Here is a 22656-nt window from a genome sequence, read left to right on the forward strand (position 1 = left end):
TCATTCTATCAATTTTGACTTTTCTCTTTCACATCTTCGCGTATTGCCTTATGCTTAGAGAACTGAATCCTAAATCGATTCAGAAAACGTAACGATACGAAACCAGATAAGGAGGCAGCGGCATGTTTAGATTTTTTAACCGCGTACGTACCATTATATCATCGGAATTGAATTCGTTGTTAAACAAAGCGGAAGACCCAGGAAAAATGCTCAATCAATTCATCAAAGACATGGAGCAGGACATTTTTGAAGTGGAAACCGCCATCGCTAAGCAATTGAGCAATAAAAAACTCGTGGAAAAACAGTACGAGAACGTAGCTGCGCTCGTCATAAAACGAGAACAGCAAGCCATGAAGGCATTAAAATCAGGGGATGAAGGCCTGGCACGCCGTGTGCTTGAAGACAAACAGAAGCAGCAAGATCAGGCAGACTCGCTAAGGCTGACAGTTGAAGAAGCGGAGCGACTGTCCGAGGAACTAAAAGAGAAGCTACGTGAGATGAAAGACGAATACCAAGAGATGAAAATGAAGAGGCGCTCGCTAACCACGCGGTCGGAAAGTGCCAAAGCTCGCATGAAGGTAAACCAATCCCTCTCGAGCGTTGGTGATGGTGCGAAGAACGGGTTTGAGCGCATGGAGGAGAAAGTGCTACAACATGAAGCAGAAGCAGAGTCTTCGGATGAACTGCGGAACGCGAACAAATCTCTCGACGTCGAACTTTCCACGCTTGAGAGTGCAAGTGGCGTTGACAAAGAACTCGCAGCGATGAAAGCAAAGCTTCAGAACAAAGAGGAGGAATAGAAAGGTGGTTTTCAAGCACAAGGAAAAGCTCATCTTTCTAGAGTCGAGTGCTTTGTCCGCTGGCCGTTTCATGTTTTGCGTTGAGCAGCTTTGTTCCGACGTTTGTTCCACATAAGGAAAAAGATCCCTATGAGAATAGCCGTTCCTGATAGACCTATGATCCACCCCAATCCATCCCCATCCCCTGTCTGTGGTACGGAGGCAGGGGCAGCTCCTTGTTCTTCTTCGGCCTTCCTCTCTTGATAGAGTCCCTCGACCGTCGATAACAAGGAAATGAGCCCTCCTTCTACTCCGCCGTGTTCATAACCAGAAAAGAATGCTTCATCAATGAGCGTCCCGTACGGGTCACTTCCGCCGAACTTAGCCACTGTGCGGTCAAACTCTGACTCGCCCCAAGCATGAACGAAGGCCTCTTCCTCTTCCATGCTTACAACAATGACCGCATCCACGGTCCCGGAATCCTGATGGAGTTTTTGGGCCACTTCTTTAATCGTTTTTCCACCAAGCGTCTCCAACGTGAAAATACTGTAATGGAACGCTGAATGTTCCGTTTCTTGTTCAATAGATGAAAGTGCAAAGTTGGAGAGTTCTTGTGCATCGTCCACAATTCGCACTTCTGCGTATGCCATGCTTTGTCCCAGCAAACATAGGATGAATAGCGTACATATCGTCACTCGCCTAAACAGTTGCCTCATCTGCTTTCCCCCTAAACCTTGTTGCACCTTTTCTAGCATACATGAAATACGACCTTTACGGTACAAAAGTTCCCAAGATTTTTCACATTTTGGAGTTGGGAAAGTCTAGCAGAGAATTGTTACGATCCAAATTTCCTTCAACGCTTCTTCCTAGTATAATAGAGCTGACTCTCTTCGAAGCCAACCTTCTTAAAAAAGGACTGATGCAGATGAAACCTCGTTGCGCTTGGGTGAATCATGACCCTTTGTATATCGATTACCACGACCATGAATGGGGCCGCCCATTATACGATGACCAGAAATTGTTCGAGCTTTTAATGCTTGAAGGCATGCAGGCAGGCTTAAGTTGGTACACGATCCTCAAAAAAAGGAAGGCCTTTCGCGAAGCTTTCGACGATTTCCTCCCAGAAAAAATCACTACCTATAACGAGGATAAAATCTCAGAACTGATGAAAAACAAAGCCATCATTCGAAACAGACGCAAGATTGAAGCCGTCATTCAAAACGCTCGCGTCTACCAAGGTATCCAATCAAGAGGGATTCCCTTTTCCACGTACATTTGGTCCTTCACAAATGGTGAACCACTCGTTTTTTACAGAAAAACAATCGATGACGTCCCAGTAATGACACCCGAATCAGAACTTATGAGCAAACAATTAAAGCAGGCGGGGATGAAGTTTGTCGGCCCCACCATTTGCTATGCCTTCATGCAAGCGGCAGGGCTTGTCAATGATCACACGGCAGATTGTTTTCTCTCTCCACGCCCTTCGCCTTAAGACAAAGTTGCGCTTGTCTACAAAGAAGATCAAACTTATAATGAAGTGAAAACTTCATAGCTCTTAGATGTAAAAGAAAAAAGCTGGTGATAGCTTCATGAGGACTCAAACAAAGTGGATCCTTGCGTTTTTCCTAGCGTTCGTTGGGTTTTTACTTGTCTGCGGGCTCTATATTCATGAACGGCAAAAGATCATTACCACAGACGAACTTCTTTCCGCGGCAAGTACTGCTGATCGGGAGGATGTTCATTCGTATTTTAGTCGAGAATTACAAGCGCAACTCAGAGAGGAGGAGTTTCGTGATTTCAAGCATTTCCTTCAAGCAGAGTTAGACCAAACCACACCAACCCTTACGCTTCAGGGAGAAGAGCGAACGTTCGTTATCGAATTTAGGCACCGAGGGGACCGGACCATCGAAATCGTTTCAGTGAAAATAGTTCCAGTCGAACAGCGGAACTTAACCCCGTAAACCGAAATGCGCAGGCGGGTCGAACAGAAGCGCGAGTTTTGGAGGGCCTGGACTGAAAAATCTCGGAGCTAGACATAAAAAGATCAACTCTCCTAACACCGAGAGTTGATCCACTTCTTTTATTGAAAGCCTTCCACTGCCAGCTTCCCAATCATCTGGCCTTCTTCCAAGATCGCATGTGCTTCTTTCATGGTTTGCGCATTAATTGGGCTAAGCCGCTTTGTGAGGGTGTGTTTCAGCTGACCCTCATCAAACAGTTGGCTCATCCTTGTTAACATTTGGTGCTGCTCGATCCTGTCTTCGGTCTGGAACATGGGACGGGTGAACATGAACTCCCAGGAGAACGTGACGCTCTTGCTGCGAATCGCTGTCATATCAAGCATTTGCTGATTCTCCACAATCGAGCAAATTTTCCCTTGAGGCTTGATTGACTCGGCCATCCCCTCCCAGTGCCCGTCTGTATCGTTCAAGCAAAGAATGTAGTCAACGCCCTCAAACCCTTCATTCTTAAGCTGAGGCCATAAACGCTCTCGGTGATTAATGACATGGTCCGCCCCCATGCTGTAACACCAATTTTCGGTTTCGTGACGAGAAGCTGTAGCAACGACCGTTAACCCCGAACGGGAAGCAAGTTGAATCGCAATGGAACCTACTCCTCCCGCACCACCGATGATGAGAATCGACTTTCCACGATCCTCTTCCGTCACTTCCAATCGATCATACAAAGACTCCCAAGCGGTAATGGAGGTAAGGGGCATAGCTGCTGCTTCCGTGAACGTTAGGCTTTCCGGTTTCTTCCCGACAATCTGCTCATCCACAATTTGATATTCAGCGTTTGAGCCTTGCCTAGTGACATCGCCCGCATAATAGACCTCATCGCCCACCTCAAAAAGCGAGCAGTCCTCTCCCACTTCCTTGACAACACCGCTTGCATCAAATCCGAGAATGCGAAGGTCTTCTTCCTGTTTGTCTTTCGGCGCGCGCTGTTTCGTATCCACAGGGTTCACCGACACCGCCTTCACCTCGATAAGAAGGTCACGTCCTTTTGGTGACGGTGTAGCAAGCTCTTCATCCACTAAGCTATTTTCCTTCTCAATCGGTAAATATTCATACAAGCCAATTGCTTTCATTTAGATCCCCTCCAACTGTTCTTAGTCCCTGTGTAGCCTTTTGTCACAAATTCAAACATGTAGTTTTTTAGTATAGCACAAGGGTCGGCATGATGAGATGGAGCGGTGTCAATAATTTACCACCCAAGCCTGCATTCCCTGTTCGTGTCTCCATCAAGCTCCTTCCTTCCGAAGCAATGTAGAACAAAAAACATCTTCCGTTTCCCTAAATCATTCGCTATACTTGAAACAAGCTTCGAGAAAGGAGGAGACTAGATGACGGACGATCAATTTCGACAAGTGATGATTGCTTTTAATGAGTTAAGTGGGCATATGCAGGAAATGCGAGGAGATATTGCTGAGCTCAAGGAAGATGTGACCGTGCTTAAAAAAGATGTAGCCGTACTCAAGAAAGATGTGTCTGTCCTTAAAGAAGACAGCAAAGAACTTAAGACACACGCAGAAGAAACGAACAAAACACTCCATTATATTCAAGCAAAACTAATCGAACACGACCGCGATATCTTCACGTTAAAACATTCCTAATCCACCCGTTCCCTATTCCAAAAAACCAGACCCCTTCCGGTTAAGAAGGGGTCTATTTGCTGCCTCTTTTTTAGGTTACCTTAGTCCTTTAACGGCAAGACGATGCGCTCTGGCTGCGTGTACACATTTAGAGAGTCATTGCGAATAAACCCCACCGTCGTAATCTCAAGCTCCTCTGCTAACTCGAGCGCTCTTTCGGTTGGGGCGGATTTCGACAGGACGACCTCACAGCCGATTTTTGCTACTTTCAGGAGAATTTCTGATGAGATTCGACCACTAAAAACAAGCAGCTTGTCCTGTAAGGAGATGGCGTGCTTCAGACAGTAGCCGTAAATCTTGTCAAGTGCGTTGTGCCTTCCGATGTCCATACGCATAAGGACGATCCCATTCACATCACAGAGGGCGGCGTTATGCACGCCCCCCGTTTTCTTAAACGTCGCAGCGGAGCTTTGCATCTCCCGCATCAACCGAAAACAGTCGTCCGGTGAAAGGGACATGCCTCTGCTCGTCATTTTCTTTGCTGCCATTGCATCACTAGCAAACACAAACCCTTGCCTACTTGCCCCGCAACAGGAAGTGATATAGCGTTTGTTTTGTAGGTTTTGGTATAAAGGATTAAGCTTTCCGGTCTTTATATGAACAAAGCCTTTCTTTTCATCCACCCACATGTCATCAATATCTTCGTACTTGCGAATCACTCGTTCCGAGGCTAAATAGCCAATCGCCATGTCTTCTATAAATTCTGGCGTACAAACCATTGTCACAAATTCTTCCCCATTAATCTTAATCGTGACAGGGGATTCTGTAGCAACGGTGTCCTCGACCCACTCTGCGCTTCCTTGAGAGTACCGCAAAATGGGGCGTGTTTTTTCGATTTCGTTCACGTATTTACACCTTCATTTCATTGAGCTTCCACAGACTGCTGCTGGCGAACCTTCCGTATGTTCAAGCGAATAAGAAGAGAAATCACCAGGGCAACCACAAATGCTGCAGTAAAAATATACATCGTGAGTGAATAGCTTGCGGTCGCCTCATGAATCCATGCTGTAATCAAAGGACCCGCCAGGCCTGCGGCCGCCCACGCTGTTAAAATATATCCATGGATCGCTCCAAGCTGTTTGGTCCCGAACAAATCGCCAATATATGCTGGGATCGACGCAAACCCACCACCATAACAGGACAGGATAATAAAGATGAGTAGCTGAAAGACAAGGGCGTTGGTCACGTTCGGTAAGAGAAAGAAAGCGACGGTCTGAATCGCAAAAAAAGTTGTATAGACATTCGGACGCCCAATATAATCGGAGACCGAAGCCCAGCCAATCCGACCAAATCCGTTAAACAGACCCATGACACCCACCATTGTAGCTGCGGCCGCTGCACTTAATCCAGCGATTTGCTGAGCCATTGGCGAAGCAACGGAAATAATCGCAATTCCGCACGTCACATTGATAAACAACATCAACCAAAGCGCCCAGAAACGAATGGTTTTTACCGCTTGATTCGCCGTAAGCTGGGTGAGGTCCCCCTGTACCTTCTTTTCCTTCTTTTTGCTCTTCTTGTCGTCCTGTTTCTTCATTCCAGCCGGCACCCAATCTTTAGGTGGTGGCGCGAGGTACAAAGACGAAACCATCATGACGATAAAGTAAATCGCTCCAAGTAAGTAAAACGTGTTGCTAATGCCGACACTTCCAATTAATGCTTCCATCACTGGACTCGCAATCAAAGAAGCAAAGCCAAAGCCCATAATGGCTAGCCCCGTCGCCAACCCTCTCCGGTCAGGAAACCATTTAACAAGAGAGGAAACGGGCGTTATGTAACCGATTCCAAGTCCGGTCCCAGCAAGAGCTCCGTAAAAGAAATACAAAAGGTAAAGAGAGCCAACCTGGTCCGCCAGCCCTGAGCCAATCATTCCTACTCCAAAGCAGATCGTCGCAATGATCCCTGATTTTCTCGGGCCATATTTCTCAACAAAATGCCCCATAAACGCGGCCGACAACCCTAAAAATAAAATCGCGATACTGAAGGTTAACTGAACTTCACTTAACCCCCACCCATGCTTCTCACCGAGAGGGTTCGTGAATACACTCCATGAATAAACCGAACCGATCGAAATATGAATACCGACCGCTGCAAGCGCAATTAGCCAGCGGTTTTTTGTTTTGTTTGTGCCCATCCGTGTTTCCCCTTTCCAAGGAAGTTGCTATAAAGTACTTAAGAGTGCAGGTGTCCACTGCCTATTGAGATTCACTGATACAGTGGACACCGTGTAGCGTTCGATTATTTTTTCAACACGAACGGGAGTGCCAGTAGCGAGACGCCTGCCGCGATAAGGTACCACTTACGGGGGGATCGCTCCCTTTCAGAGGCACGAGAATGACTTTCTCGTTTTGAAGTCGTTTCTACCTTTTCCCCTTGCCTTCGTTCCTTCTGAGGGGTGGACTCATTTGTTTTTTCTCTGTCCTCTTGGTTGACACCGAGCCCCTGTAAAAAGGTGACCGCTACGTTCATTCCCTCAATAACTTCCGGATCTTTCAAGGAGCGAAGAAGGGTCAAATAGCCCCCTCCTTCTTTTCCTTGATGCTCGTAGTCAGCCACTCTGGCAATACCTGTATTGACTTTCAGAATAAGCGGTTCCAGTTCTTGAACATTCAGCGTCCCCAAAGTTCCAAACATCAGCAGCACATTCTTTATCGAGCGTGTCATCTCGGGTGTGTCGACCGTTTTAACAAGAGTTTCCAGCACCTGATCCCCTTGACCGACGAGGGCGTTTAAGGTATTCCACACCTCTCGGTCCTGCAGTCGCTTCATGAGCGCAAAGACGTCTTCAATCACTTCTTTGTGTTCAGCGAGCGTTTCTCCAAGTTGCTCAATGTCGCGCCTCTGTTTTTCCTCTTCACTTAGCTCCATGCGATGGATCACGCTTGTCCCCTTAGCCATTCTGCCGCGCCCTCCTCTTTTTCACGAGGTCTCCCGGAAATGTGTAGTCCTTCCGCGCCCATTTTTTCTCGACGCCGACGCCAATTTGCGGCTGCGGGTGGCCATATCGATGATTGATTCTCGGTAACGGAACTTCTCCTTTCGATTCCAGGACTTCGAGCTTGGCCTCGACTTCTTTGTAAGCAGGAGTGTCCGTGTCCTTATCTGCATGGCTGCTTGTTAAAAAGTTTATCGCTCCTTCTCCTTGGTCATTTAACGGCAGGTACACTTCCTTGCCTTTCACTCGATCCGTCACGATACAAGCAACTTTCACATTTCCGTATGGAGAGGTCAGACGAACAAGCGTGCCGTCTTCAAGCCCGCGATCGCGTGCAAGCTCTGGAGAGACCTCAAGAAAAACACTCGGCGTTTTTGAGGTAATTCCTTCGGATCTGTAGGTCATATTGCCTTCATGGAAGTGTTCCAGAAGCCGTCCGTTGTTGACATGAAGATCGTATTCCTCCTCAAACTCTAACGGCTTGGTCCACTCCACAGGGTAGAGTCGGGCTCGTCCGTCTGGGAACGGAAACTTGTCTACAAACAAGAGTGGCGTATCGGTCCCATCTTTAGCAACTGGCCATTGCAAGCTATCGTAGCCTTCCAAGCGATCATAGCTAACTCCTGCAAACAGCGGGGCAAGAGAAGCAGCTTCGTCCATAATGTCACCCGGGTATGCATAGTTCCAATTGGCCCCCAGACGATTGGCAACTTCCATAATGATTTGCCAGTCCGGCTTTGACTCCCCTAAAGGATCGAGCGTTTTGTAAAGTCTCTGGAAACGACGCTCTGTGTTCGTGAACGTTCCATCCTTTTCGAGGCTTGGGCTCGCCGGCAAAACAACATCGGCATATTCAGCAGTCTTAGAGAAGAAGACATCCTGAACAACGAAGAAGTTCAGTTTTTCAAATGCTTCTCGGACGTAGTTGATATTGGAATCAACAAGGCCCATATCTTCTCCTTTGAGGTACATCGCCCTCAAGTTCCCCTCGTGAATTGCATCGACCATTTCATGGTTATTGAGCCCCGGCTCTTCTGGCAGGGACACGCCCCAGCCTTCTTCATAGCGAGCACGAACCTTATCGTCGGTCACGAACTCATAGCCTGGGAAACGATCAGGCATGCTACCAAAATCACTGGCGCCCTGAACATTATTATGTCCCCGCAGCGGATAGCTTCCCGCTCCTGGCTTCATATAGTTGCCCGTGATCAACAGCAGATTGGATATCGCTGTGCTCGCATCGCTGCCGCCACCATGCTGCGTGATACCCATCGCCCATAGAACGGATACGGTGCTTGATTCATGGATAGACTTAGCGATTTGAATGAGCACGTCTTTTTCGATGCCCGTTACTTCTTCCGCGTACTCAAGTGTGTACGACTCAAGACTTTTGATGTACTCTTCCATGCCATTGACATGCTCTGCAAGGAAGTGTTTATCCTGCCACCCTTGGTCAACAATGTACTTGGTCACGGCCGAGAGCCAAACAAGGTCGCTCCCTGGAGCTGGCTGGACAAACAAATTGGCACGATCGGCCATCTCATGCTTTCTTAGGTCAGCCACAATCACTTTTTGCCCCTTTAGCTTTTGAGAACGCTTTACTCTTGTTGCAAGCACCGGATGAGATTCGGAGGTATTTGAACCAACGATAATCACAAGTTCAGCGGCTTCAATATCAGTAATCGATCCAGAGTCTCCGCCGTAGCCCACGGTTCTCCATAAGCCCTTGGTAGCCGGAGACTGGCAATAACGGGAGCAATTATCGATGTTGTTCGTTCCAATGACAGCACGGCTTAGTTTCTGCATTAAATAGGATTCTTCGTTGGTGCATTTCGAAGAACTAATAAACGCCATAGAGTCTGGTCCGTTCTTTTTCTTTTCTTCTTTGAACTTACGTTCGATGAGATCAAGCGCCTCTTCCCACTCCGCCTCTCGAAACGCATCGCCTTCGCGAATCAGCGGTTTTGTGAGACGCTCCTCGCTATTTACAAAGTCCCAGCCGAACTTCCCTTTAACACATGTAGAAATTCCGTTCGCTGGGGCTTCCACTTGAGGTTCCACTTTCAAGATTTGGCGATCTTTTGTCCAAACGTCAAAGCTACACCCTACCCCGCAATAGGTACAGACCGTTTTTGTTTTCTCGATCCGTTCTTCTCTCATCGCTGCTTCCATGTCAGAAACGGCCATAATCGATTCATAGCCAGTTTCTACATTCTTGATAATGTTAATCATTGGTCTCATCGAAGGGTCTTGAATCCCAGTTAGAAAGCCGGCTTCCCCTTCCATCCCGGTCTCCATCATCGCATTGCACGGGCAGACCGTTGAACAGTGACCGCAGGAAACACAGGACGATTCGTTAATCGGCGAATCTTTGTCCCAAATCACACGAGGGCGCTCTAAATCCCAATCAATAGAGAGCGTCTCGGTCACTTGCACATCTTGACACGCCTCCACACAGCGTCCACAAAGAATACACTGGTCAGGATCATAACGATAAAACGGGTTGGTACGATCCACCTCATGAGGTTTGTGCGAAAAAGGAATGCCTTGATGACTAATCTTCATATCTTTGACGGCATTATGTATTTCACAGCCCCCATTATTGTAGTCACATACCGTGCAATAAAGCTCATGATTTCCAAGAATTCGGTCCATGCCAATGAGTTGGGCTTCATGAACCTCAGGACCAATCGTGCTAATACGGTCTTCACTCTTTAGTTGGGTGGAGCAAGACCTAACAAGCTCGCCGTTCACGCTGACAATGCATGTGTCACACGTTTCAATCGGCCCCAGGCTTGGATGATAACAAAGGCTCGGCACTTCTACTTTCTCTTCGGTCAGCAAATCGAGCACCGTTTGATTCTCTTTGGCCGCCATCCTTCTTCCGTTGAGAACGAGTTCTAAATGATCAGACAATCGTACGTACCCCCTCTTTTTTACCTAGATTCGCTACCTAGTTTACCCAATTTAGTAAGACTGAAACCTTTATTTCGACTCGTCTCCCTATTATTCCTTCTTATTTTCGCAATTCCATGAGGATGTGCCCTAGCTCAGGCAAAATTAATTTCTCCATTGCTAGCTTTACGGCTCCAGTTGAACCTGGCAAAGCAAATATCGCCGTATTCGAGGCGACACCTGCTGTTGCCCGAGACATCAAAGCTGAGGAGCCAATATCAAGTTCATAGCTTAGGTAGCGAAACAACTCACCAAATCCAATCAGCTCTTTTTCTAATAAAGCCTGCACGACCTCTATCGTTACATCTCGTTTGGCAATGCCCGTTCCACCATTAATTAGAATCGCATCGATGTTGTGATTTTCGATTCCTTCTCGTAGCTCCTTCTTAATCTCTGTTTGCTCATCAGGGATAATAAGAGACGTTTCTACTGTATGTCCTTCCTCTAGGAGCTTGTCCTTAATCCATTGACCGCTTCTATCTGTCTCCAGCGTTCTTGTATCGCTCACCGTCATTACTTTACAGCGTGCCTTTAGGGGCGCTGCTTGTTGTCGATGTGTTTCCGTATGCCCCACCTCCTAACGAACGTACTTTAATTACCCGCCAATATACGACATTTCAATTTTGCCGCGTTGCTTCGCTGTTTCTTCGGTTCGCTCGTCCGAGTATCGATTCGTTCTTCGGCGCCAAATCGACGCGATCGCCTCCCGCGCTTCCTCGTAGCTCGCAGAATTTCTGAGCAGAGACTTTAAATCATATCCTTCCGTTGCAAACAAACAAGTAAAAAGCCTTCCTTCTGCCGAAACCCGGGCACGCGTGCACGTAGAACAAAACGATTCAGATACGGAAGAAATGACCCCAACTTCTGTCTTAGTCCCGCTATATTGATACCTACTTGCCACTTCCCCGTAGTACATTTCCTCTACCGGGTAAACATCAAATTCTGTATCAAGCATTTGAATGATTTCCTTCTTCGTTACGACCGAGTCGAAGTTCCAGCCGTTGGTACTGCCCACATCCATGAACTCAATAAACCGCAGCGTGAGGCCCTCATCTTTAAAATAAGTGGCCATAGGGAGAATTTGTCCGTCGTTCACGCCTTTTTTCACCACCATATTTATTTTCACTCCAAGTCCAGCTTCTCTGGCCGCATCAATCCCTCTGAGTACAGGGCGAACCCCCACCGAGCGCCCGTTCATCTTTTTAAAGACGTCGTCTTCAATCGCATCAAGACTAACGTTGACGCGCTGGAGCCCGGCAGCTTTAAGGTCCCGAGCATACTTTGTTAATAGGACCGCATTGGTGGTCAAAGCAATGTCGCGAATTCCTTTTATGGTGGCGAGCTTCTCGATCAACTCGGAAAGGTTTTTCCGCAGAAGCGGTTCTCCGCCTGTAATCCTTACTTTTTCAGCACCTAACTCGGCTGCAGCGCTGACCACCTGGTAAATCTCTTCAAACGTCAAGCACTCTTCTTCGGGAAGAAACGCGTAATCTTTCCCGAATACCTCCGCTGGCATACAATAGGAACAGCGGAAGTTGCATTGATCCGTCACAGAGATGCGAATGTCTCGCAGTGGGCGCTCGTACTGATCTCTGATCGGTTTCATCAGCCCTTCTCCTTTCTCTGAAAATCAGATGGAAGAAGCGTCTCCTCGCTCAACAAAGAGCGAAACGCTTCTTGGTCGTTCACATTACAAAACGTATCTATAGGTACATGTAAATCGTGTTCTGTTAGATGCTTCGCCTTAACTCTGTCCAAAAATTGATTCATCCGGTAGTCCCCCGAAGCCAGCTGCCGTTCCAACTGAACAACCGTTTCCTGATGATAGACTGCAGCTAGGGGCTGTAGTCTTGACTGAACATGTGGCACCACCGCCTGGTGTGCTCCGTCTCTTTGTGCGGCAATTTTCCCTACCGTGGCTGCATCCATGAGTGGCATGTCACACGCGAGGACGATATACCAATGGGCCGGTGTCGTCTTCATCGCCGCATACAAACCGGCAAGAGGGCCTTTTCCTTTGTATGGCTCGATATCTTCCACCACAGAGACCTTGTCTTGTTTCGGAAAGCACGACGTTAGCTCGGGGTGGCTGACAACTATAACTTGACTGACATGAGGGGTGAGCGAGGCTACAGCACGCTCGTATAGAAGCTTACCTCTATACCTAGCAAATGCTTTGGGCTTGCCAAACCGGCGAGACTCTCCTCCGGCAAGGACAACGCCAACCACCTCTTTTTTCATTCTCACCCTCCACTCACTGGTGGGATTAAGGCGACCGTATCACCAGCATGAACGACGTTTTCAGGGTAAGCGTATTCTTCATTGACGGCCACCATTATTTGCTCTTTGCTAAACTGGTACCTCTCCGCTAACTCCTGAAGCAGTGCTCCGACAGTAACTTTTTGATAATTCACCGTTATTTCGTCGCTCCCGATCTTCTCTTTTACGTGGGCAAAACATTTAATGTGAATCACTCGCCCCTCCTTCTGGCTTCCCTGATGGATAGCTCTTTTGTTCCAGCTGGTCGCCAATCCACTCTTCTCCGTCTTCCCAGCGTTCCTTTTTCCAGATTGGCACAATTTCTTTGATTCTCTCAATCGCATACGCATTGGCTGCATATGCGTCCTTGCGATGAGGCGTTGACACGGCAATGACCACGGCCGCTTCAGAGATATAAAGATGTCCGATCCGGTGAGAAATGGCCGTGACCGCTTCCGGCCACCTTTCTTTAATTTCTTCGCCAATCCGTTCAAGCTGCTTCTCCGCCATCGGGACATAAGCCTCGTATTCAAGCGAGACCGTGCGCCGTCCTTTCGTAAATTCTCTCACAGTCCCCACAAAGTTGACAACCGCTCCGGCTTCTCTTCGAACAACTTTTTGATGGACAGCGTCAAGCGAAAGGACGTCCTCTGTCACAATGAAATGCTTCATCTTATTTCTCCTTCTTTATATAATGCAGGAACCACTCTTGATAATCCAGTTCTTCCTCCCTGGAAAAAACAGGGCAATTCAAACTTTCCAACTCTACAGACGTAGGTTTGATCACCGCGCAAACATTTGTCAATTCCCCAAGCAGCTGCACATCTTCTTGCTTACCGACCATCACCACTTTCGGATAAGCGGCTCGTTTGTAGCCTTCTACAAGGACGGCATCTACCTGAAACGACTGATAAATCGCGAGGATATCTTCAAGCGCCCAATGCTCCTGCCGAGCGATCATCTGTAAAACGCCTTCTCCTTCTACACTTGAGATTGCCGCACCTGCTTGAAAGTGCCTCTCACTGTCTCTCTGACTCTCCGCTGGCTCTGGTTTCCCACCGTGGCCATGGTGCTTGATCGAAGCCATTCTCAAATGAGCGCGAACCCCCGCTTCAATAAACTTGGCCATAGCCGTTGTCTTGCCACTATTCTTGTAGCCTACGACTTGCAGAACGGGCGCTACTCTGCCCAAGGCCACTCACTGCCTTCATTGGACTCAAGAAGTAAGAGGTCGACAGAGTCGCCCTGTCTAAACTCCTTCGTTCCTCCTGGTAACACCATAAACACATCCGTGGCGGCAAGCGATGTCACCGCACTCGACTTGTTAAACCCGCTTGGAGAAACAAACAGCCCTTCCTTCCGGATGCTCAACTTACTGCGAACAAATCGTGTAAACGGATTTGGCTTTAGAAAGTCTTCGCCAAGCCTAGCTTGAACCTTCTGGAGGTGAGGCGTTTCATTAAAAAGTCGAGTCTGCACCACCGGTCGTACAAGCAGCTCAAACCCTACGTAACAGGCCGAGGGGTTTCCGGATAACCCGTACAGGAAGGTATCGTTCCAGTAAGCGACAGTCGTCACACTCCCTGGCCTCATCGCTATCTTATTAAACAGAACCTCAGCCCCAAGCTTTTGATACACCTCCGGAAGGAAATCGTAATCCCCTACAGAGACGCCTCCAGTGGTGATTAATATGTCGACTTGCTGAGCGGCTTCTTTGATCAGCTCGTAGCATTCCTCCAAATCATCCGAGAGCTTGCCGAAATGCTTCGCCGTCGCGCCTGCTCGCTCGATTTGAGCGCCAACCATTTCGGCGTTGCTGTTGCGAATCTTCCCAGGTTGAAGTTCCTCCCCGACAGCCAAAAGCTCAGAGCCCGTTGCCAGAACACCGACGAGCGGTTTCTTGGCAACAACCACTTCTTCATAGCCAAACGTCGCAAGCACGGCCACCACTCCTGGGCTAATACGCTCTCCTTTTCTTACTAGAACCGTCCCTTGCTCCGTATCTTCCCCTTGAAATGACACATTGTCTCCGGGTTGATACGCATGCTTGATCGACATAAAATGGTCTGTGTCCTCTGTAAACTCTTCGGTAGACTCTAGCATGACCACCGCGTCGCAAGCGCTTGGAAGCATCGCTCCTGTCATGATCCGAACCGCTTCAAAGGCGCCGACCTCTTGAGTGGCCACAAAGCCAGCCCCAATCGTTTCTACCACCTTGAAGACCGTTGGTTTCTCTTTCGACGCTTCCTGCGAATCCTTGGAACGAATCGCAAACCCGTCATAAGGGGACCGGTCAAACGGAGGCACCGGGTGCGTGGCAATCAGATCCTCTCCTAGAACTCGTCCGTACGCCTCCTGTATTGAGATTTTTTCCTTTTGGCCATCGCCCGCATACGCCATCACTTGTGAAACCGCTTCGGCTACGCGGATGGGCTTTCGTTTTTCAACCATCTCTCCTTGCTCCTTTCTTTTTTATATAGATGAAAGACATGGTACAATCACCTCAGTTCACTCTAGAAAACAGGAGGCCATTGCCATGACCGAATTTACTCATTTCAACGACCAGGGTAGAGCCCAGATGGTCGATATTACCGACAAAACTGAATCTTACCGCTCAGCTACTGCTCATTCGAGCATTACCGTGAGCGAGGAGATCTATAGCAAAATCACCACCAATCAAATGAAAAAAGGCGATGTTCTATCTGTGGCCCAAGTGGCCGGCATTATGGCTGCCAAACAAACGTCTTCCCTCATCCCCATGTGCCACCCGATTCCGATTAGTGGCGTCAACATTTCCTTTGATTGGAAGCAGGAAAACGAGAACCATCACCTGCTCATCACCGCATTTGTCAAAACAAAGGGGAGTACAGGCGTAGAAATGGAAGCCCTAACGGCTGCCTCTATTTGCGCCTTAACCGTCTATGACATGTGTAAAGCCGTTGACAAAGGCATGGTCATCGGCGGAGCAACCTACTTGGAAGAAAAAACCGGCGGGAAAAGCGGGGACTACAAACGCTCCACCGAGCCGAATTAAGCATGCCGCTTGTTGCCAAGTTGTACAATGGTCAGTAACACAAAAGCACTCGCTACACTAATGAACACATAGGCAAAAGCAAGCCCCGTGTCCCCTGATTCCAGCGCAATATAGATCGCTGTTGGAATCGTCTGCGTCCGCTCGGGGATATTCCCGGCAAACATCAGCGTTGCCCCGAATTCCCCGAGTGCTCTTGTAAAACTCAAAACAGCCCCAACAAGCAAAGACCTCTTTGCAAGAGGAATCACCACACTGACGAGCACGCGCCATTCGGAAGCACCATCTACACGAGCAGCCCCTTCAATATCTCTATCAATAGAAAGAAACCCGGCCTTCGCGGACTGAAACATTAGCGGATACGCCACAACAAGAGCGGCAAGCACCGCAGCCACCGGTGTAAAGACAATCGAGCTGTCAAAAATCGCTTCATACGTTCGGCCGATCCAGCTATTGGCTCCGAAAACAATGATCAGGAGGAACCCAATGACCGACGGAGGCAGAACAAGCGGCAATAAGAATAGCGTTTCCCACAACAGCTTCCCTTTAAAGCTTTTTAAGGTGAACCATCTAGCAAAGACAATTCCAATGACGAACACTAAACCTGTCGCGATACTAGCAACCAGGATGGAAAGCTGAACCGGAAACCAAAAAGATTCGTTCATCGCTTTGCCTCCGTATCCGATGAGGCAAACCCATGATCGCGGAAAATCGCCTGCACTTCTGGCTCTCTTAAGAATTGCTCAAATAAAATGGCTTCCGCTTGATGTTCACTACTCTCTAGCACCCCAGCAAAATAACCAATGGGCTCGTGCAACGATGAGTCAAACTCATGGATCAATTCAACTTGTTGAGCATGTTCCATGTCCGACTGGTAGACAAAGCCAATCTCTACCCCTTGTTGCTCCACCATGGTTAGCACATGACGAACGTCCTTTCCGAACACGAGCTGATCTTGTAACGTGTCCCAAAGCCCTAAAGAAGTCAATACTTGCTCGGTGTAGCGTCCAGCCGGAGCGATTTCTGGGGTCGCCACTGCCATTCTTCCTGCCTCCGACCAGGCAACGTGTTTCTCCCCTAACTCGCTATCGTGATGCGCAACGGCTACCAATGCATTATGTATAAAAGCTCCCTCACTTTCAAGCAGCAACCCCTTTTGCACCAGCTCCTCATAATGCTGCTTGGAAGCCGATAAAAAAAGATCAACGGGCGCGCGCTGTTCAATTTGCCTTCGCAACCCTCCTGAACCGCCGTAATTAAAAATTAATCGAATCTCCGGATGTTGTCTGGAAAATTCCTGTTCAACCTCTTCCATGCTCTCTTTTAAACTCGCAGCGGCCGAAACGACGAGTTCAACTTCGGCTTCTTCTGCCTGTGTACGGCAACCACTGAGTAGAAACGTAGTGAGAAGGAGAATAGCAAGTCCTATTCTTTTTCCTCGTCTTGAGTGTGGTTCCATGCCTTTCTCGCTCCTCATTCTAATGGATATACAAGAGTCATGCTCACACCAATCTTCACTCTTTCCTCAGGCGCAAACATCTTTAGTGACCCCGAATAAGAATGAGGCCATTTTACTTTCTTCTTAACCAGAATACCTTATTTTCTCTCGACAAAAAAGCCGTCTGATTAGGACAGCTTTTCCCAGTTATGCTCTAGTTGTGTTTTGCTTCACGCATGAACTGCTCTAGTTCATCATTTAGTCGCTCATATTCAGGAGAACCAGGTTCCGTTAAGCTCAAACGACCAAGCAGCTCACTCATCTTCATCTCTCTGAGAGCTGACTCGTCCTCTCTATCCTTTTTTGCAGGATCTATCTGCTGGGTTCTTCTTTCTTCAAATTCAGAAAGACCGCTCTCGACTCGCTTGATTCTCTGTTTCTCTATAACAAGCAGTTTGTCACAAAGCTTGTCGACGAAGTACCGGTCGTGGGAAACAACGAGCAATGTTCCCTTATACTGCGCAAGCGTCTCCTCAAGCTGCTCTCTGCTTGGCAAGTCAAGGTGATTGGTGGGTTCATCCAAAATGAGAACATCGTAATCCTTACGAATCATTGCGACAAGCTTGACTTTCGTTCGCTCCCCCTGGCTAAATGTTCTCAACGGCTGCTCTAGCTCCTTTGCTGCTATATTCATGTTCGCAAGCATCGTTCGAACAAGCGCCATCTCTTCTCGAGCAACATTTAAATACTCGAGCGCCGTTTGATCAAGAGGCAGGTCATCCCTATCCTGCTTTAAATAGCCAATGTTTAAGGATGGACTTTTCCAGAGCGAGCCTTTGGTTATGGCCTCCTCGCCGAGCAGCATGCGAATAAGCGTTGTTTTTCCTACGCCGTTCACACCGTGAAGCCCTACCTTCTCCCCATGTTTGACATAAAAATGACTTTTGGCAAACAGCACACGATCGCGAAACGATTTGGCAATACCTTTGGCCTCTACGACTCGTTTGCCTCTCTGCCTCGTCGGTTGAAATTGGAAAGAAACCGTAGAATCCTCACCCGGCTTTTCCACTTGTTCTTTCTCAAGTTCTGTTTCCAGCCTCCGCATTTTTGATTTGATTTGTTTGTCTTTCTTTTTTGCTCTGACCCCGTCATACTCCTTTAAGCCCATCTGCCTGCTGTCGGTTTCAGATTTTCTTTTTCCAGCTTCCCGGTGTGCCTTATCCGACCACTGTGACAATCGCTCGACTTGCTCTTCAATCGTCCGTATCTTCCTCTGCTGTTTATCGTACGCCTTTGCCAGAGCGTCTCGCTTTCGCTCCTTCTCTTTTCTATACTCGGAGTAATTCCCTTGATAGCTTGTTAATCTCCCGTTCTCAAGCTCTAGTACACAATTGACCGTCTGATCAAGAAAGCGACGATCATGGGAGATGAGCACCACGGCCCCCTCAAACGACCGGAGGACTTTAGCAAGCCACTCCATTCCTCTAGCGTCCAGATGATTGGTAGGCTCATCAAGCAAAAGGAGGCTTGGGTTTTTCGCCATTACCGTCGCGAGCGCTAGCTTGAGCTTCTCTCCTCCACTTAGCGTGTGAATGTTTTCTTTCTCCCAACTGATTTCGTGCTCCATTCCAAAGCGGCTTAGCTCTTGAAGGAGCTTTCCATAATCCTCAATGCGACCTAGCCCCTTCATTTCGAGAGATTGCGGCAAATACCCAATGTTAAGTGTTTCAGGGAACGCACGAATTTTTCCGGAATCCGCTTCCATCTTACCTAACAATAGCCTTAAAAGCGTCGTCTTTCCGGCACCATTCCCTCCGCACAAACCAATGCGATCGCCTTGCTCGACCGTTAACTGTCCATCCTCGATAATCACTTTCTCACCAAAGGCAATCGATAACCCTTGTGCCTCAAACAACTTCCTCATCATCTCACCTCATTTGTTTTTTGTGTTTCAAATGAGTGCTTAATCCATCGCAACACCGAAAAGCGCAGGTGGGTCGAACAGAAGCGAGAATTTTGGAGACCTGTCATAAGAAATCCTGTACTTGGATTTCGTTGTCAGGGCGAAAAATCTCGAGCTTTTGCCCACCGGAGCTAGACAATACCGAAAAGCGCAGGCGGGTCGTCCAGAAGCACGGATTTTGGAAGGCCTGCTCTAGAAATCCCGAATTTGGATTTCGGTGCAGGACTGAAAAATCCCGAGCTTCTACCCGCCGGAGCTAGACAAAAAAACCTCCCTAGTTGACCTAGAGAGGTTAGGAAAATGCTGCCGGGGTATACGGAAATAAACGCGTTGAGAAAAATCCCTCAGCGCTCAAACGGTATATTTGGCCAGACGTATCCCATACTCTCTAGGTGCTTCTCAAACATTTGATTCGAGATTTCCCTTTGAATGATGAGATTACTGCTTCATTGGCCGAGTACCGTTCCTTTCTGTCTAAGATTACTTGTAGTTTATAGGAAGGGGTGCATGGTGTCAAATAATTTTAACTAGGTACTCAGCTTTGAGGTGGCACTAGATTAATTAAACAATGTCTGTTAGAATATCTGTATAGGGATGTATGCAGGCAATGAACCTGCATATGCATACACTGATGATATGGTGATCAAGCTATCGGTTCTCGAACCGATAGCGCCATGGCAAGGATAAGTGCTGCTAACACTTTCCTTGCCTTTTTGCTGTTCCAAAGCCTTTCTATAAGCTTCGACACAACCAAGACGGCGATGCCCTCCAACATACCATCACCCCCTCCCTATACAGCCACGAGAGGGAACGTGAAGCGTAAAGTCATAGATGACCTTACACCCCGATTATAATACGGATTGTAGACGATTAGGACACGGCCCTTGCCCAGATCAACTAGTGCCTGTACAAATAGTTTCAAATTGAACACAAACATTAATAACGTCCAAACAAGCTTTAGAACCCTTGGCTTGATTCTGGAGCACTTGTTACAAGAAAGGTTATTGGCAACCCGCCAGTAGCCTTTTTTGTGTTGCCCATTCCTGTGCTTCAGTTCTTCAGCATACGAAACAACATTTCTACAAGAAATTCATCAAAAAAGTGATCCACTCCCCATCTGCCCTCGTTACCTTAGCAAAGATCACAAAGATCAAAACGAGGGAGTGTTTCAAGTTATGAAGAAATCCATGTTTAAGAAAACAGCCATCGCCGCAAGTACGATGGCACTACTCGTTCCATCGACGTTTGCGTCTGCCGCGGAGCAGCAACCTACAGCGAGCAGCAACCTACAGCCGTTACCCCAGCAGCTGACCTTCGAGCGGATTTGGATCACTTACTGTCAGAGCACTTTGTACTGGCTGTATCAGCGATGCAAAAGGCGTATGACGAAGATGCCGACTGGGAAGAGGTTGAGGGCGCACTTTATGAAAACTCAGCCGACATGGTAACAGCGATTGAAGGCATCTACGGTGAAGAAGAAGCGGCGGAATTCGACCGTATCTTTACAGAACATAACGATTACACGGCCGATATCGTTGAAGCCACACAAAATGAAGATGCCGATGCAAGAGCAGCAGCTGAGGAAGAAGTTGAGGATTTTGTCCTTGAATTCTCAGAATTTCTTGCCATAACAACGGACGGAAACCTACCACAAGAAGCCGCTGAAGAAGCCATTCGCGCTCACGAAATGGATGTCCTAAATACGTTTGATCATTACGTTGCTGGAGAGTACGAGGAAGCGTATGGCTCTTACCGTGAAGGGTTCGACCGCATGTTCGATATTGGAGAAGCCTTATCCGGTGCGATTGTCGCCCAGAACCCAGACATGTTTGAAGGCTCAGCGGTAGATACACCAGCTTCAGATTTGCGCGCAACGCTTAATCATCTTGCAGGCGAACATTACGCGCTAGCGACACTTGAAATGCAAAAAGGCTTTGATCAAGCCGAAGACTTTGACTTTGTCATCTGGGCAGAAGATATGCACACCGCTGACTTCAAAGCAGCGATTGAGTCCATTTATGGTTCTGAAGGTGCGGCGGAATTCGAGCGCATTTGGCAGGGCAATCATATTGACGCACAAAGCAATCTAGTTGCCGCTACCATTGAAGGAAACGACGAAGCTCGTGAACAGGCTCTTGCGGACCTGGAAACGTTCGCCATGGACTTTGGTGAATTCCTAGGCACAGCGACTGAAGGAAACCTGCCAGTGGAAGCTGCACAAGAAGCCGTATGGGCTCATGAAGAGAATGTGGTGAACACCTTTGATCACTATGTATCCGAGGACTATGAAAGCACGTATGAGTCTTTCCGTGAAGGGTATGCCATGATGTTCGACATTGGCGAAGTGCTTGGAGATGCGATTGTTACGCAGATGCCAGCTGAATTTGGTGGAGAGGTCATGCCTGAGGAAATGCCACAAACGGGTCTTGGCGGAGCAAGCCAAACAACTAGCGCGACAATGATGATGGCCTATATCGCTTTTGCGGCAGCCGTTATTGGTACTGGCGGATATGTGATTCGCAAACGAATGGGCAACAACGCATAGGTTTGATAAAGGAAGAGGCTTTCCCCTCTTCCTCTTTCTACTAACATCAGCTAAAAGGTAGGTGAATGTGGTGAAGCGATTCAGCGTTATGATGATAACCTTTATCCTGACCGTGGGCATTTTATATGTAGTTTCAGCTGAAACCATTGTACAGCAGGAAGAAGAGAGCCCATCAGACCAACCATACAACATCGAGAGGACAGAAGAAACGGACACACCGGTTGTAGCAAGCGAAGAAGAGGCGCCTTCCGATGAATTTTTTATGTTAGATGAAAATGACTACGACAGCGAGGGCTCTAGCGAAGAAGAAACAGGAATCAAGCCTTCAACGCTCAAGATTCCATCCCTTGAGATCAACGCTGCGATTGAAGACGTCGGCATCCTTGACAATGGCCAGATGGGCGTTCCGGCAAATGAAGACGACGTAGCCTGGTTTGAACCCGGCGTTATGCCAGGGGAGCAAGGCAACGCGGTCTTTGCAGGTCATGTAGATGGCTACACTGGCCCTGCCGTTTTCTTTGAACTAGAAGAACTTCAAGAAGGCGATGAGGTGATTGTCGAAGATGAAGAAGGAACAGAGCTTGTCTTCGTTGTTCAACGAAAGGAAAGCTACGACCGCTTAGACGCACCGATGGAGGAGATTTTTGGTTCCTCTGATCGTCAACGTTTAAACTTGATCACCTGTACAGGGCTATTTGACCGCGGCGCAGGCACCCATGAAGAACGGTTGGTCGTCTACACCGAGCTTAAGGAAGAGGAAAAAACAACTTCACAGGATCCCCCTTCGTCCCCTACCAATGTTGAAGCAAACGGAACTCTTGTCACGTGGCATGCCGTTCGCGAAGAGGGCATTGTTGGTTACCGTGTCTACCGCGAAGACGCGGATGGTAGCCAGGAACACGTCGCTAGCATTTCTACCCATGAGCGCAAAAGTTACACCGATCCCGAGGCTGATGAGTTCACGTATAGCGTCACCGCCGTCGACGAGAACGGGCAGGAATCCGAGACAGCATCAACACAGGACTAATCCGAAATGCGCAGGCGCCTTGCTCACGAGCGACAAGTTCTGGAAGAACGGCAGGATCAAGTCCGCTCT

At 48.1% G+C, this 22656-nt stretch carries 24 protein-coding genes; 7 read left to right on the forward strand and 17 right to left on the reverse strand.

Translation table 11 applies throughout. From position 1 onward, the window contains the following. Positions 1 to 122 precede the first annotated feature (122 nt). Positions 123 to 800 carry a PspA/IM30 family protein gene (locus tag AVZ68_RS16205; protein ID WP_059105617.1) on the forward strand — a complete coding sequence of 226 codons (678 nt, stop codon included), beginning with the start codon at positions 123 to 125 and terminating at the stop codon, positions 798 to 800. A 68-nt stretch (positions 801 to 868) separates the two neighbouring features. Here the strand turns inward: AVZ68_RS16205 and AVZ68_RS16210 are convergent, their stop codons facing one another. Further along, positions 869 to 1495 (reverse strand): hypothetical protein, encoded by a 627-nt coding sequence (locus AVZ68_RS16210; RefSeq protein ID WP_059105618.1) that lies wholly within the window; start codon positions 1493 to 1495, stop codon positions 869 to 871. Positions 1496 to 1698: 203 nt separating this feature from the next. On the opposite strand from AVZ68_RS16210, the gene AVZ68_RS16215 reads away from it, so the two are divergent. Together AVZ68_RS16215 and AVZ68_RS16220 are read left to right on the forward strand one after the other, a co-directional pair. Next, complete coding sequence (locus AVZ68_RS16215) at positions 1699 to 2271, forward strand: DNA-3-methyladenine glycosylase I (RefSeq protein WP_437182706.1); 573 nt, start codon at positions 1699 to 1701, stop codon at positions 2269 to 2271. Between the two features lie 97 nt (positions 2272 to 2368). Beyond that, complete coding sequence (locus AVZ68_RS16220; protein WP_059105620.1) at positions 2369 to 2740, forward strand: hypothetical protein; 372 nt, start codon at positions 2369 to 2371, stop codon at positions 2738 to 2740. Between the two features lie 119 nt (positions 2741 to 2859). Here AVZ68_RS16220 and AVZ68_RS16225 read toward each other — a convergent pair whose 3' ends face one another. Beyond that, positions 2860 to 3870 (reverse strand): zinc-binding alcohol dehydrogenase family protein, encoded by a 1011-nt coding sequence (locus AVZ68_RS16225; RefSeq protein ID WP_059105621.1) that lies wholly within the window; start codon positions 3868 to 3870, stop codon positions 2860 to 2862. 255 nt (positions 3871 to 4125) lie between these two features. Between AVZ68_RS16225 and AVZ68_RS16230 the strand changes: the two genes are divergently transcribed. After that, a complete protein-coding gene (locus AVZ68_RS16230) occupies positions 4126 to 4395 on the forward strand; it encodes a hypothetical protein (RefSeq protein WP_059105622.1) in 270 nt (89 codons plus the stop codon). A gap of 80 nt (positions 4396 to 4475) precedes the next feature. Here the strand turns inward: AVZ68_RS16230 and fdhD are convergent, their stop codons facing one another. The 11 genes from fdhD to AVZ68_RS16285 all read right to left on the reverse strand — a co-directional run bounded on the left by fdhD (position 4476) and on the right by AVZ68_RS16285 (position 15034). Continuing rightward, a complete protein-coding gene (gene fdhD, locus AVZ68_RS16235; RefSeq protein WP_059105623.1) occupies positions 4476 to 5279 on the reverse strand; it encodes a formate dehydrogenase accessory sulfurtransferase FdhD in 804 nt (267 codons plus the stop codon). A 17-nt stretch (positions 5280 to 5296) separates the two neighbouring features. Beyond that, positions 5297 to 6568, reverse strand: coding sequence for an L-lactate MFS transporter (locus AVZ68_RS16240; RefSeq protein WP_059105624.1), 1272 nt, complete (start codon positions 6566 to 6568; stop codon positions 5297 to 5299). 104 nt (positions 6569 to 6672) lie between these two features. Beyond that, the gene (locus tag AVZ68_RS16245) at positions 6673 to 7332 is read right to left on the reverse strand and encodes a helical membrane plugin domain-containing protein (protein WP_059105625.1); all 660 of its coding nucleotides are present in this window, start codon (positions 7330 to 7332) and stop codon (positions 6673 to 6675) included. Continuing rightward, positions 7325 to 10285: a formate dehydrogenase subunit alpha gene (gene fdhF, locus AVZ68_RS16250; RefSeq protein ID WP_059105626.1), complete on the reverse strand. Its 2961-nt coding sequence runs from the start codon at positions 10283 to 10285 to the stop codon at positions 7325 to 7327. Before fdhF ends, AVZ68_RS16245 begins: the two co-directional genes overlap by 8 nt. A gap of 100 nt (positions 10286 to 10385) precedes the next feature. Beyond that, positions 10386 to 10898 (reverse strand): MogA/MoaB family molybdenum cofactor biosynthesis protein, encoded by a 513-nt coding sequence (locus AVZ68_RS16255; protein WP_281176637.1) that lies wholly within the window; start codon positions 10896 to 10898, stop codon positions 10386 to 10388. A 21-nt stretch (positions 10899 to 10919) separates the two neighbouring features. After that, positions 10920 to 11933, reverse strand: coding sequence for a GTP 3',8-cyclase MoaA (gene moaA, locus AVZ68_RS16260; RefSeq protein WP_281176639.1), 1014 nt, complete (start codon positions 11931 to 11933; stop codon positions 10920 to 10922). After that, positions 11930 to 12565 carry a molybdenum cofactor guanylyltransferase gene (gene mobA / locus AVZ68_RS16265; RefSeq protein ID WP_059105629.1) on the reverse strand — a complete coding sequence of 212 codons (636 nt, stop codon included), beginning with the start codon at positions 12563 to 12565 and terminating at the stop codon, positions 11930 to 11932. Before mobA ends, moaA begins: the two co-directional genes overlap by 4 nt. Before the next feature lie 2 nt (positions 12566 to 12567). Beyond that, positions 12568 to 12798, reverse strand: a complete 231-nt coding sequence (gene moaD / locus AVZ68_RS16270) for a molybdopterin converting factor subunit 1 (RefSeq protein ID WP_059105630.1) — start codon at positions 12796 to 12798, stop codon at positions 12568 to 12570. Next, entirely contained in the window at positions 12785 to 13255 is a 471-nt protein-coding gene (locus AVZ68_RS16275) for a molybdenum cofactor biosynthesis protein MoaE (RefSeq protein ID WP_059105631.1), read from the reverse strand. Before AVZ68_RS16275 ends, moaD begins: the two co-directional genes overlap by 14 nt. Position 13256: 1 nt before the next feature. Next, entirely contained in the window at positions 13257 to 13781 is a 525-nt protein-coding gene (mobB, locus tag AVZ68_RS16280; RefSeq protein ID WP_059105632.1) for a molybdopterin-guanine dinucleotide biosynthesis protein B, read from the reverse strand. Beyond that, positions 13763 to 15034 carry a molybdopterin molybdotransferase MoeA gene (locus AVZ68_RS16285; RefSeq protein ID WP_059105633.1) on the reverse strand — a complete coding sequence of 424 codons (1272 nt, stop codon included), beginning with the start codon at positions 15032 to 15034 and terminating at the stop codon, positions 13763 to 13765. The genes mobB and AVZ68_RS16285 overlap by 19 nt, the downstream gene beginning before the upstream one ends. An 85-nt stretch (positions 15035 to 15119) precedes the next feature. Here AVZ68_RS16285 and moaC point away from each other — a divergent pair, with 85 nt between their 5' ends. After that, positions 15120 to 15617 carry a cyclic pyranopterin monophosphate synthase MoaC gene (moaC, locus tag AVZ68_RS16290; RefSeq protein ID WP_059105634.1) on the forward strand — a complete coding sequence of 166 codons (498 nt, stop codon included), beginning with the start codon at positions 15120 to 15122 and terminating at the stop codon, positions 15615 to 15617. On the opposite strand, the gene modB is transcribed toward moaC, so the two are convergent. From modB to AVZ68_RS20950, 4 genes are all read right to left on the reverse strand, one after another. After that, complete coding sequence (modB, locus tag AVZ68_RS16295; protein WP_059105635.1) at positions 15614 to 16279, reverse strand: molybdate ABC transporter permease subunit; 666 nt, start codon at positions 16277 to 16279, stop codon at positions 15614 to 15616. The two genes, moaC and modB, sit on opposite strands and share 4 nt — an antisense overlap. Continuing rightward, on the reverse strand, positions 16276 to 17073 hold the full coding sequence (gene modA, locus AVZ68_RS16300) for a molybdate ABC transporter substrate-binding protein (protein ID WP_059105636.1): 798 nt from the start codon (positions 17071 to 17073) through the stop codon (positions 16276 to 16278). Before modA ends, modB begins: the two co-directional genes overlap by 4 nt. Before the next feature lie 193 nt (positions 17074 to 17266). Next, on the reverse strand, positions 17267 to 18976 hold the full coding sequence (abc-f, locus tag AVZ68_RS16305) for a ribosomal protection-like ABC-F family protein (RefSeq protein ID WP_059105637.1): 1710 nt from the start codon (positions 18974 to 18976) through the stop codon (positions 17267 to 17269). Positions 18977 to 19658: 682 nt separating this feature from the next. Next, complete coding sequence (locus AVZ68_RS20950) at positions 19659 to 19790, reverse strand: hypothetical protein (RefSeq protein WP_281176638.1); 132 nt, start codon at positions 19788 to 19790, stop codon at positions 19659 to 19661. Positions 19791 to 20339: 549 nt separating this feature from the next. Between AVZ68_RS20950 and AVZ68_RS16310 the strand changes: the two genes are divergently transcribed. Both AVZ68_RS16310 and AVZ68_RS16315 read left to right on the forward strand, forming a co-directional pair. Then, positions 20340 to 21560, forward strand: a complete 1221-nt coding sequence (locus tag AVZ68_RS16310) for a copper amine oxidase (RefSeq protein ID WP_245628157.1) — start codon at positions 20340 to 20342, stop codon at positions 21558 to 21560. A 70-nt stretch (positions 21561 to 21630) separates the two neighbouring features. Next, positions 21631 to 22587 (forward strand): class F sortase, encoded by a 957-nt coding sequence (locus AVZ68_RS16315; RefSeq protein WP_157404688.1) that lies wholly within the window; start codon positions 21631 to 21633, stop codon positions 22585 to 22587. Positions 22588 to 22656: the final 69 nt, after the last annotated feature.

The organism is Shouchella shacheensis (assembly GCF_001484965.1).
In the GTDB taxonomy this organism is placed as follows: domain Bacteria; phylum Bacillota; class Bacilli; order Bacillales; family Bacillaceae_D; genus Shouchella; species Shouchella shacheensis.

Excerpts from the sequence above, each read along its gene's own strand:
- AVZ68_RS16210 (WP_059105618.1), bottom strand. The coding sequence starts at position 1,495 with ATGAGGCAACTGTTTAGGCGAGTGACGATATGTACGCTATTCATCCTA.
- abc-f (WP_059105637.1), bottom strand. The coding sequence starts at position 18,976 with ATGAGGAAGTTGTTTGAGGCACAAGGGTTATCGATTGCCTTTGGTGAG.
- AVZ68_RS20950 (WP_281176638.1), bottom strand. The coding sequence starts at position 19,790 with ATGTTGGAGGGCATCGCCGTCTTGGTTGTGTCGAAGCTTATAGAAAGG.
- AVZ68_RS16230 (WP_059105622.1), top strand. The coding sequence starts at position 4,126 with ATGACGGACGATCAATTTCGACAAGTGATGATTGCTTTTAATGAGTTA.
- moaC (WP_059105634.1), top strand. The coding sequence starts at position 15,120 with ATGACCGAATTTACTCATTTCAACGACCAGGGTAGAGCCCAGATGGTC.
- AVZ68_RS16215 (WP_437182706.1), top strand. The coding sequence starts at position 1,699 with ATGCAGATGAAACCTCGTTGCGCTTGGGTGAATCATGACCCTTTGTAT.
- AVZ68_RS16285 (WP_059105633.1), bottom strand. The coding sequence starts at position 15,034 with ATGGTTGAAAAACGAAAGCCCATCCGCGTAGCCGAAGCGGTTTCACAA.
- AVZ68_RS16245 (WP_059105625.1), bottom strand. The coding sequence starts at position 7,332 with ATGGCTAAGGGGACAAGCGTGATCCATCGCATGGAGCTAAGTGAAGAG.
- AVZ68_RS16220 (WP_059105620.1), top strand. The coding sequence starts at position 2,369 with ATGAGGACTCAAACAAAGTGGATCCTTGCGTTTTTCCTAGCGTTCGTT.
- AVZ68_RS16240 (WP_059105624.1), bottom strand. The coding sequence starts at position 6,568 with ATGGGCACAAACAAAACAAAAAACCGCTGGCTAATTGCGCTTGCAGCG.
- AVZ68_RS16275 (WP_059105631.1), bottom strand. The coding sequence starts at position 13,255 with ATGAAGCATTTCATTGTGACAGAGGACGTCCTTTCGCTTGACGCTGTC.
- AVZ68_RS16225 (WP_059105621.1), bottom strand. The coding sequence starts at position 3,870 with ATGAAAGCAATTGGCTTGTATGAATATTTACCGATTGAGAAGGAAAAT.
- modB (WP_059105635.1), bottom strand. The coding sequence starts at position 16,279 with ATGAACGAATCTTTTTGGTTTCCGGTTCAGCTTTCCATCCTGGTTGCT.
- mobA (WP_059105629.1), bottom strand. The coding sequence starts at position 12,565 with ATGAAAAAAGAGGTGGTTGGCGTTGTCCTTGCCGGAGGAGAGTCTCGC.
- modA (WP_059105636.1), bottom strand. The coding sequence starts at position 17,073 with ATGGAACCACACTCAAGACGAGGAAAAAGAATAGGACTTGCTATTCTC.
- AVZ68_RS16205 (WP_059105617.1), top strand. The coding sequence starts at position 123 with ATGTTTAGATTTTTTAACCGCGTACGTACCATTATATCATCGGAATTG.